The 7,265-nt window shown below is 68.9% G+C and carries 11 protein-coding genes; 3 read left to right on the forward strand and 8 right to left on the reverse strand.

What is annotated here, in order from left to right:
- The coding region (locus tag WBA11_RS11460) for a ribose-5-phosphate isomerase A (protein ID WP_424520816.1) at positions 1-250 on the forward strand (250 nt) is incomplete at its 5' end.
- A 56-nt stretch (positions 251-306) separates the two neighbouring features.
- On the opposite strand, the gene prmC is transcribed toward WBA11_RS11460, so the two are convergent.
- Complete coding sequence (prmC, locus tag WBA11_RS11465; protein WP_424520817.1) at positions 307-1,155, reverse strand: peptide chain release factor N(5)-glutamine methyltransferase; 849 nt, start codon at positions 1,153-1,155, stop codon at positions 307-309.
- A gap of 47 nt (positions 1,156-1,202) precedes the next feature.
- On the opposite strand from prmC, the gene WBA11_RS11470 reads away from it, so the two are divergent.
- Positions 1,203-1,991, forward strand: a complete 789-nt coding sequence (locus WBA11_RS11470; RefSeq protein ID WP_424520818.1) for an SDR family NAD(P)-dependent oxidoreductase — start codon at positions 1,203-1,205, stop codon at positions 1,989-1,991.
- Between the two features lie 43 nt (positions 1,992-2,034).
- Here the strand turns inward: WBA11_RS11470 and WBA11_RS11475 are convergent, their stop codons facing one another.
- From WBA11_RS11475 to nadD, 7 genes are all read right to left on the reverse strand, one after another.
- Positions 2,035-2,397, reverse strand: a complete 363-nt coding sequence (locus WBA11_RS11475; RefSeq protein WP_424520819.1) for an acylphosphatase — start codon at positions 2,395-2,397, stop codon at positions 2,035-2,037.
- Positions 2,390-3,220, reverse strand: coding sequence for a phenylalanine 4-monooxygenase (locus WBA11_RS11480; RefSeq protein ID WP_424520820.1), 831 nt, complete (start codon positions 3,218-3,220; stop codon positions 2,390-2,392). Before WBA11_RS11480 ends, WBA11_RS11475 begins: the two co-directional genes overlap by 8 nt.
- A 45-nt stretch (positions 3,221-3,265) precedes the next feature.
- The gene (locus WBA11_RS11485; protein ID WP_424520821.1) at positions 3,266-3,484 is read right to left on the reverse strand and encodes a hypothetical protein; all 219 of its coding nucleotides are present in this window, start codon (positions 3,482-3,484) and stop codon (positions 3,266-3,268) included.
- Positions 3,481-3,690, reverse strand: coding sequence for a hypothetical protein (locus tag WBA11_RS11490; protein ID WP_424520822.1), 210 nt, complete (start codon positions 3,688-3,690; stop codon positions 3,481-3,483). Before WBA11_RS11490 ends, WBA11_RS11485 begins: the two co-directional genes overlap by 4 nt.
- Positions 3,687-4,268, reverse strand: a complete 582-nt coding sequence (locus tag WBA11_RS11495; protein ID WP_424520823.1) for a thioredoxin family protein — start codon at positions 4,266-4,268, stop codon at positions 3,687-3,689. The genes WBA11_RS11490 and WBA11_RS11495 overlap by 4 nt, the downstream gene beginning before the upstream one ends.
- A gap of 239 nt (positions 4,269-4,507) precedes the next feature.
- Positions 4,508-6,055, reverse strand: a complete 1,548-nt coding sequence (locus WBA11_RS11500; RefSeq protein WP_424520824.1) for a glycoside hydrolase family 3 protein — start codon at positions 6,053-6,055, stop codon at positions 4,508-4,510.
- 24 nt (positions 6,056-6,079) lie between these two features.
- Positions 6,080-6,700, reverse strand: a complete 621-nt coding sequence (gene nadD / locus WBA11_RS11505; RefSeq protein WP_424520825.1) for a nicotinate-nucleotide adenylyltransferase — start codon at positions 6,698-6,700, stop codon at positions 6,080-6,082.
- Positions 6,701-6,995: 295 nt separating this feature from the next.
- Between nadD and rplU the strand changes: the two genes are divergently transcribed.
- A partial coding sequence (gene rplU, locus WBA11_RS11510) for a 50S ribosomal protein L21 (RefSeq protein ID WP_424520826.1) occupies positions 6,996-7,265 on the forward strand: 270 nt, incomplete at its 3' end.

The following is a 7,265-nucleotide window of genomic DNA, read 5'->3' on the forward strand; positions in this document are numbered from 1 at the left end:
CGCGCGCGCCCTCCGCGGGCTGGGGGCCGAGCCCGAGCTCCGCATCGGTCAGAGAAAGGATGGGCCGGTCGTGACCGACCAAGGGCTCTGGATCCTGGACGCCCAGTTTGCCGGCATCGGGGACGCCGAAGAAGTGTGTGCTGAGATCGACGCGATTCCCGGCGTCCTGGGCCACGGCATCTTCGTGGGACTCGCGACCGACGTGCTCGTCGGCGAGACCGACGGCGGCGTCACCCACCGGTCGTTCTAAGGCGACGCCCTCGAGGACGCGACCTCAAGAGCCGCGAGGCCGGCGCCGCCAACGAGTCAGTCGGCGCGGCGTCCGATGGCGATCCGGTCCCGGCCGGAGAGATCCGCGTGGACCTCGACCTCGACGAGTCCCGCGGCCCGCCACAACGCGCCGACGGCCTGACCGTGGTCCGCGTGGGTCTCTGCGACGACCCAGCCACCGGGGCGCAGCAGGCGCGACGCGTGACCTGCCAAGGCACGGTAGAACACGAGCGGATCGGAATCAGAGACGAACAGGGCGGTATCGGGCTCGTGCCCGACCTCGAGTTGGAGATCCGCCTTCTCGGCTTCCGGCACGTACGGCGGGTTCGAGACGATCAGGTCGAACGTGGGCGGGACCTCATCGGCGAACGAGGGCCGGAGCGCGTCCGCTCTGACGAAGGTGACCTCGAGGCCGAGATGCTGTGCGTTGCCGGACGCGACCTCGAGGGCGGCAGCCGACACGTCGACGGCGAAGACCTCAGCCGCCGGGCGGGCGTGCTTGAGGGCGAGCGCGATGGCGCCGCTACCCGTCCCGATGTCCAGGACCCACGGCGCCTCGCCCACGTGTCGGAGCGCTCGCTCGACGACCTCCTCGGTCTCGGGACGCGGAATCAAGACGTCCGGCGTGAGCGAGATGTGGAGGCCGTAGAAGTTGGTGTGCCCCAAGACGTACTGCACCGGCTCGCCCGTCGCCCGTCGCGTGACGTAGCGGGCCACCAAGGCCGCCTCGGCCGGCTCCACGACGACGTCCGGCCGGGCGTAGATCTCGGCCCGCGTGGCCCCGGTCGCGTCCTCGATGATCCACTCCGCCGAGCGGCGCGGGCCTTCGACCCCGGCTGCCGTCAGCTGATCGACGGCGTCATCGAGCAAGGCGCGGCGGGTCATGGTCTGGCGTGCGGGTGGTCGTAGGATACACGACCCCACACGACCCCATGCCTGACTCTTTCTACGCCGGCCGAACGGTCCTCGTCACCGGCGCCTCGTCCGGCATCGGCGCCGCGATGGCCCGCCACCTCGGGACGCGGGGCGCCCGTGTCCTGCTGGTCGCTCGGCGAGAGGCCGCCCTCGAGGCCGTGGCCCGCGACGTGCGTGCAGCCGGCGGAGAAGCGGTCGTCCTCGAGGCCGATCTCGAGCCGCCCGGCGCCGCTCAGAAGTTGGTCGACCGCGTCCATGGGGCCGACGAGGCCGTGGACGTGCTGGTCAACAACGCCGGGTTCGGGATCCGCGGCCCCGTCCTCGAGGCCAAGCCCGACGCGCTCGAGGGAATGGTGACGCTCAACGTGCTGGCGCTCACGGTCTTGACACGGCTTCTGCTGCCTGGCATGGTGGATCGAGGACGAGGCGGCGTCCTCAACGTGGCGAGCATCGCGGCGTTCACGCCGGCGCCCCAGTTCGCGGTCTACTCCGCGACCAAGGCCTACGTACAGTCGTTCAGCGAGGCGCTGTGGGCCGAGTTGGACGGGTCGGGTGTCCACTGCACATGCCTGTGCCCCGGCCCCGTGGCGACGGAGTTCGGGAACCGAGCGGGCGTGGGTGAGGGCTTCTTTACGAGCGGCCTCCCTGCCCAAGCCGTCGCACGAGACGGTCTCAAAGCGTTGGCGCGAGGACGACGCCGGGTCGTGCCGGGGCTGTGGAACAAGGTCCAGACCGCGGCGACGCGGTTCGTGCCGCCGAGCGTCACCATCAAGACGGCCCAAGCCATCATGCGCCGAGCGGGCTGATCCGACCTCGGGGACGAGCGTCAGCAACCCGCGCTCCAACACCTCAGTGACGAACCTCGAACGGATCCGGCACTCCGACGGCCTCTCGCCGCTCGACCTCGACGGCGTCCACCCTCGAGGTCGGTGGGCCGCCCCACAAGAGACGGGTCAAGCGGTCGAGGGAGGGCGCTGGCCCCTCGGCCTCGAGGACGACCGTGCCATCGGGCTCGTTGCGGACCCAGCCGGCGAGACCGAGCTTGCGCCCCCACCCGCGCACGTAGCGCCGGAAGCCGACGCCCTGGACGCGGCCTCGGACCGTCGCCGTTAACCGTTCGACCTCGAGGTCGCGAGACTCGTTGGCTGCGCCGGCCTCGCGGCTCTCGAGGCTGCCGCCCGGCCTCGAGGACGAACCAGCGTCGCTAGGCATCGGCCGGGAGCAGGTCGCGCGAGACGGCCCAGGTCCGGAACTCGGTCACGAGTTGGTCAAACGACTCGGCCACGAACAGGACCGGCTGGAGGTGCCACACCTCGTAGTCCTGGTTGATCACGGCGTCGACCGAGAACGGCCGCTGCTCGGCCTGCTCGAGCGCGTGGAGCACCTCGTCCTTCGACGAGTTCACACCCGCCCCGAAGATCCGGATCTCCTCCGGGTCCCGGATCAGACCGAACTCGACTGCGAACCAGTGCAACCGCTCCAGGCTCTGTCGGTCGACGCCCTCAGCGTTGAGCGCGGCCATCCCGAACAGCTGGTAGAAGTCGGCAAAGTCCGGCTCGGTTAGCATCGGCATGTGGCCGAAGATGTCGTGGAAGAGGTCCGGGGCCGGCGTGTAGTCGAGCTCGTCGGACCCGCGGATGTAGTCCGTTGAGGGAAAGCGGCGCTCGGACAACAGCGTAAAGAAGTCGCGCTCGTGGAGCAGACCCGGAATCCGAGTCACCTTCCAGCCGGTCGTCCGCTCGAGCGTGGACGACAAGTCGGCGAGCGCGGGGATCCGCTCAGGCGTCATGCCCAACGTCTCGACGCCCTTGAGGTAGGCGGCGCCGGCGCGGCCGGGGAGCATGTCCATCTGACGCTCGAACAGGAACCGCCAGTTGTCCTGGTCTTGCTGGGAGTAGTCGGGGTACTCGATCTCGGCGCCGGTGGGCGGGTCGCCGTCGAGAGTCTGGGGGACGCAGCGGGGATCGACCTCGCCACCGTCAGAGCGCTCCTTCTCGTAGGCGGAGACGGGCGCTTCGGGGGCTGGATTCGTCATGGGAATAGAGTGTCTGGAAGGGCTTCCGAAAGATACAAGTTCGAGCTAGCGGTCGAGCGCGTCGTCACGGACGTGGGCACCGTCGTCGACCTTTCTGCGGCCGGCGATCAGAAAGACCGCGCCGGCGGCAACCGCCACCACGAGCGTGATGAGCCAGTTGACCTCGCCCTCGTCACCGAAGCGAGGGGTGACGATCGCGGCGACCAGACCGGCAGAGAGGGCGGCGACGAGCGCGGTGATCCAGCGGGCGGGTTGTCCAGTCATGGGTCGGGGGGGCGGTTGGTGTGGGCGGCAAAGCGCAAGACAAAGGCGAGCACGACGAACGCGGCGAGCACGACGCCGGCCCGGATCGAGGCCGTGGAGGTCCAGCCCAGCCCGAGTTGCAGCGACCGCACCGTCCAGTAGACGTACGCCGCGGCCGCGATCGCGGTGCCGAAGGCCAGAACGAGTCGCTCTGTGGGGAGGTTCACGCGGTCGGCTTCCATTTGATGTTGCAGCCGATCGACGGGAGTTGCTCAACCGTCACGCCGCCCGTCTCCAACAACTCCGTGACGGCGTCATCGAGGTCGGACGTGGTGACGGGCACGGCACCCGAGGTGGGACGGCCGGGTCGGCTGTCATCGATACGCCCTCGGTAGACCAGTGCACCGTCGGCGTCAAACAGGTAAAAGTCCGGCGTGCACGCGGCGTCGAACGCACGAGCGACGTCTTGAGGCTCGTCGTAGAGGTATGGGAACGGGTAGCCGAGACGCGCTGCCCTCTCCGCCATCTCATCGAACGAGTCCTTCGGATACGCGTCGGCGTCGTTCGATGAGATCGCGACCACGTTCACGCCCTTTTCAATCCATTCGTGTGACTGCTCGATCAAGCGGGGCTCGACGTGGACGGCGTACGGGCAATGGTTGCACGTAAACACGACGACGAGTGGAGCGCCCTCGAGGTCGGCGCGCGACACGCGGTCGCCCATCACGTCGGGGTTGGCGGCGGGAAGGTCGAAGTCGGGGAGCGACGTCCCGAGGTCGAGCATCGTCGAGGGCATTCGGGCCATGGGGGTTGGGGTTTAGGGGTTGGGGTTTGGACGGTGCCGGCGCGGCCTCGAGGCCCCAAGGGGGAGCGCCCCTGTGTTGGAAAACTGCCCACAGTCTCGAGGTCGCGCAAGACGTAGAGACGCCCCGCGGGGCGTCTGTGCCGACTCGACGCGCAGTCTTTTGTGCACCGTCCTCGAGGACGACCAGGCTGGGGCTCGGCCTCGATGTCGCAGACTTGGAGTCCGCCATCGAGGACGGATCAGCGCTTCCCTGCCAGGTACTCGACGGCGGCGACCTGGGAGGCCGCCACATCGGAGTAGGTGACGAGCGCGGCGTCGCAGGCGTCGTAGCCTCGCAAGCCGCGCTGGTCTCCCAGGACGACCAACGTGGTCGGGTGCGCCTCCATCAATCGCGTCGCGAACCGGCGCTCACGGGCGGCGAGCCCGAACGTGCTCCAGGCCGCGGGACGGGCCACGGTCGCGATCACCAACTCTTTGGCGTCGCCGGCCAGGATGCGGATCTCGTCGAACACGTCGTCTTGGTCCTCGTGGGTCGGCTCGAGCTCGCGGTAAACGGCGTTGGGCAGCAACCGGGCGACGGCCTCCCCCATCGGCATCCGCTGGGGCTCGTTGGGACGAGGGGCCGGCTTGACCAAGACCACCATCGTCCCGGTCCCGTCGCCATAGTCCGGCAGCGGACCGCGGGCGACCTCGAGGGCGTCCGTCGCCACGCGGCGAGACAGGTCGTGGTGGGCCGGGTCGCCGACGACGTCCGACGAGACGGGCGCCTTGCGGAAGGCGTCGTTGCCGAAGCGCGTGCGGAACGTGTCTCGGAGCTTGTCGGCGCGGGCGAGCGCGGCGTCCAAGAGCGACTCGTCGAGCGTTCCGTCCTCGACGGCGCGGACGAGCCCCTGGATCACACCCACGGGATCGACGGCGTCCACGAACAGGTCGACGCCCGACGCGAGGAGTTCTGCGGCGACCTCGCCTTCGGTCCGGCCCTCGACCTTGGCACCGGCCATCTGCAGGCTGTCGGTGACGACGACCCCCTGGAAGCCCATCTGCTCTCGGAGCAGCCCGGTCAAAATCTTGGGCGAACGTGTCGCCGGCAGGTCGGGATCGAGGGCGGGGTACACGACGTGGGCCGTCATCATCAGGTCCACGCCGGCCTCGATGGCGGCCCGGAACGGGACGAAGTCGGTCGCCCGAAGCGTCTCGAGGTCGTCCTCGAGGACGGGGATCTCGGAGTGGGAGTCCCCAACGGTCCCACCGTGGCCGGGAAAGTGCTTCGCGGTCGCGAACTGGCCGGCGTCGTGCACGCCCTCGATGAAGGCGGCGGTCAACTCGGCCGCCCGCGCCGGGTAGGGCGAGAAGGCGCGCGCGCCGATGATCGGGTTGTCCGGGTTCCGGTCGACGTCGGCGACGGGCGAGTAGGTGACGTGGATGCCACAAGCGAGCGCCTCCAAGCTGGCCTGGCGAGCGAACTCACGGACGGTGTCGGCGTCTCCGGCATGGGAGAAGGCCTCAGCGTGCGGGTAGACCGTCCCGCCGATGACCTGCTGGCCGAACCCGCGCTCCATATCCGTCGTCACGATCAGCCCGCGGTCGGATCGCATCTGGAGCCGCGTCAACGTGTCGCGCGTGGCCGGCCATTGTCCGTTGAACAGGATCAGCCCGCCGATGGCGTATCGGTCCAAGAGCGCGGCGACCTCGTCCTCCTGTTCGCTCGCAGTGACGGCGGGCGGCAGGTTGTTGCCGAGGCGGACGATCAGGAGGCCGGCGGCTTTTTCTTCGAGCGAGAGAGGCACGGTCACAGAGGATGGGTCCGGGTCCTACGGCACCTGGGCACCCTCGATCCCTTCTCTATACAGCCCGTTGGCGCGGACGACCTCGAGGACGGGATCGGGCACGAGGTAGCGCACCGTCCTCCCGGCTGCGATGCGGGCTCGGACCTCCGTGCTCGAGACCTCGAGGCCGGGTCCCTCCACGGTCGTCACCACGTCGCGTAGCCAGTGGGGTAGCGCCCCGAGGTCGACGCCGTCGCCAGGGCGTCGGTACACGACCAGCCGAGCCCGTGCCACGATCTCTCGCGGCTCGCGCCAACGCTCGAACCCTGCCAGGCTGTCGCCGCCGATGATGAGCGCGGGCTGGTCGTTGGCTGCGCCGGCCTGACGGCTCTCGAGGGCGCGGACGGTGTCGACGGTGTAGCTGACGCCGCGGCGCTCGACCTCGAGGGCGGAGACCTCGAAGCGGTCGTTCGTTGCAATAGCGGCTTTCACCATCTCGAGACGCGTCGAGGCCGGCGCCATGTCTGGATCGTCCCGCTTGTGCGGAGGCGTCGAGGCCGGCATCCACAGCACTCGTTCCAAGCCACCGGCCTCCCGGCACGCCTCGGCCACGGCGAGATGGCCGACGTGGGGGGGATTGAACGAGCCGCCGAAGATGCCAGTCACGAGGTTAGGGGTTAGGTGTTTGGGAAGATGCGTGCGGCCAGACCTCGGGTCGCGGAATCGACCTTGGAGGCGATGTCGCCGTCGAGGACGGAAAACCGCTCACGACCTCGAGGGCGCGTTCGGCCAACCCAATCCTTCATCCCCAACTCCGCGAGCGAAGCGAGTCTCCCCTCTTCTTCGACAAATTCCCCATTCCACCTCGAGGACGGGCCTGTAGTTTCTCCGACTCAGCTCTGCGCTCCTCGGGCGGCCGCACCTCTGCCGTCTCCTGAGGGTTCACCAAGCCCGCACCCCCATGTACGCAATCGTCGAGATCGGCGGAAAACAGTTCAAGGCCGTCGAAGGACAGCGCTTGTACGTCCCCCGCCTCAAGGCCGAAGCCGGCGACACCCTCACGTTCGACAAGGTCCTGTTGGTCTCCGGAGACGACGGCGTCTTCGTCGGAGCGCCCACCGTCAGCGGCGCCTCGGTCTCGGCCGACGTGCTCGGACACGTCAAGGGCGACAAGGTCATCGTGTTCAAGAAGAAGCGCCGCAAGGGCTACCGCGTCAAGAACGGCCACCGC

It is taken from the genome of Rubrivirga sp. (assembly GCF_049648075.1).
Classification (GTDB): domain Bacteria; phylum Bacteroidota; class Rhodothermia; order Rhodothermales; family Rubricoccaceae; genus Rubrivirga.

Coding starts and splice junctions, on each gene's coding strand:
- WBA11_RS11495 (WP_424520823.1), bottom strand. CDS start 4,268: ATGGCCCGAATGCCCTCGACGATGCTCGACCTCGGGACGTCGCTCCCC.
- WBA11_RS11475 (WP_424520819.1), bottom strand. CDS start 2,397: ATGCCTAGCGACGCTGGTTCGTCCTCGAGGCCGGGCGGCAGCCTCGAG.
- prmC (WP_424520817.1), bottom strand. CDS start 1,155: ATGACCCGCCGCGCCTTGCTCGATGACGCCGTCGATCAGCTGACGGCA.
- WBA11_RS11470 (WP_424520818.1), top strand. CDS start 1,203: ATGCCTGACTCTTTCTACGCCGGCCGAACGGTCCTCGTCACCGGCGCC.
- WBA11_RS11480 (WP_424520820.1), bottom strand. CDS start 3,220: ATGACGAATCCAGCCCCCGAAGCGCCCGTCTCCGCCTACGAGAAGGAG.
- WBA11_RS11485 (WP_424520821.1), bottom strand. CDS start 3,484: ATGACTGGACAACCCGCCCGCTGGATCACCGCGCTCGTCGCCGCCCTC.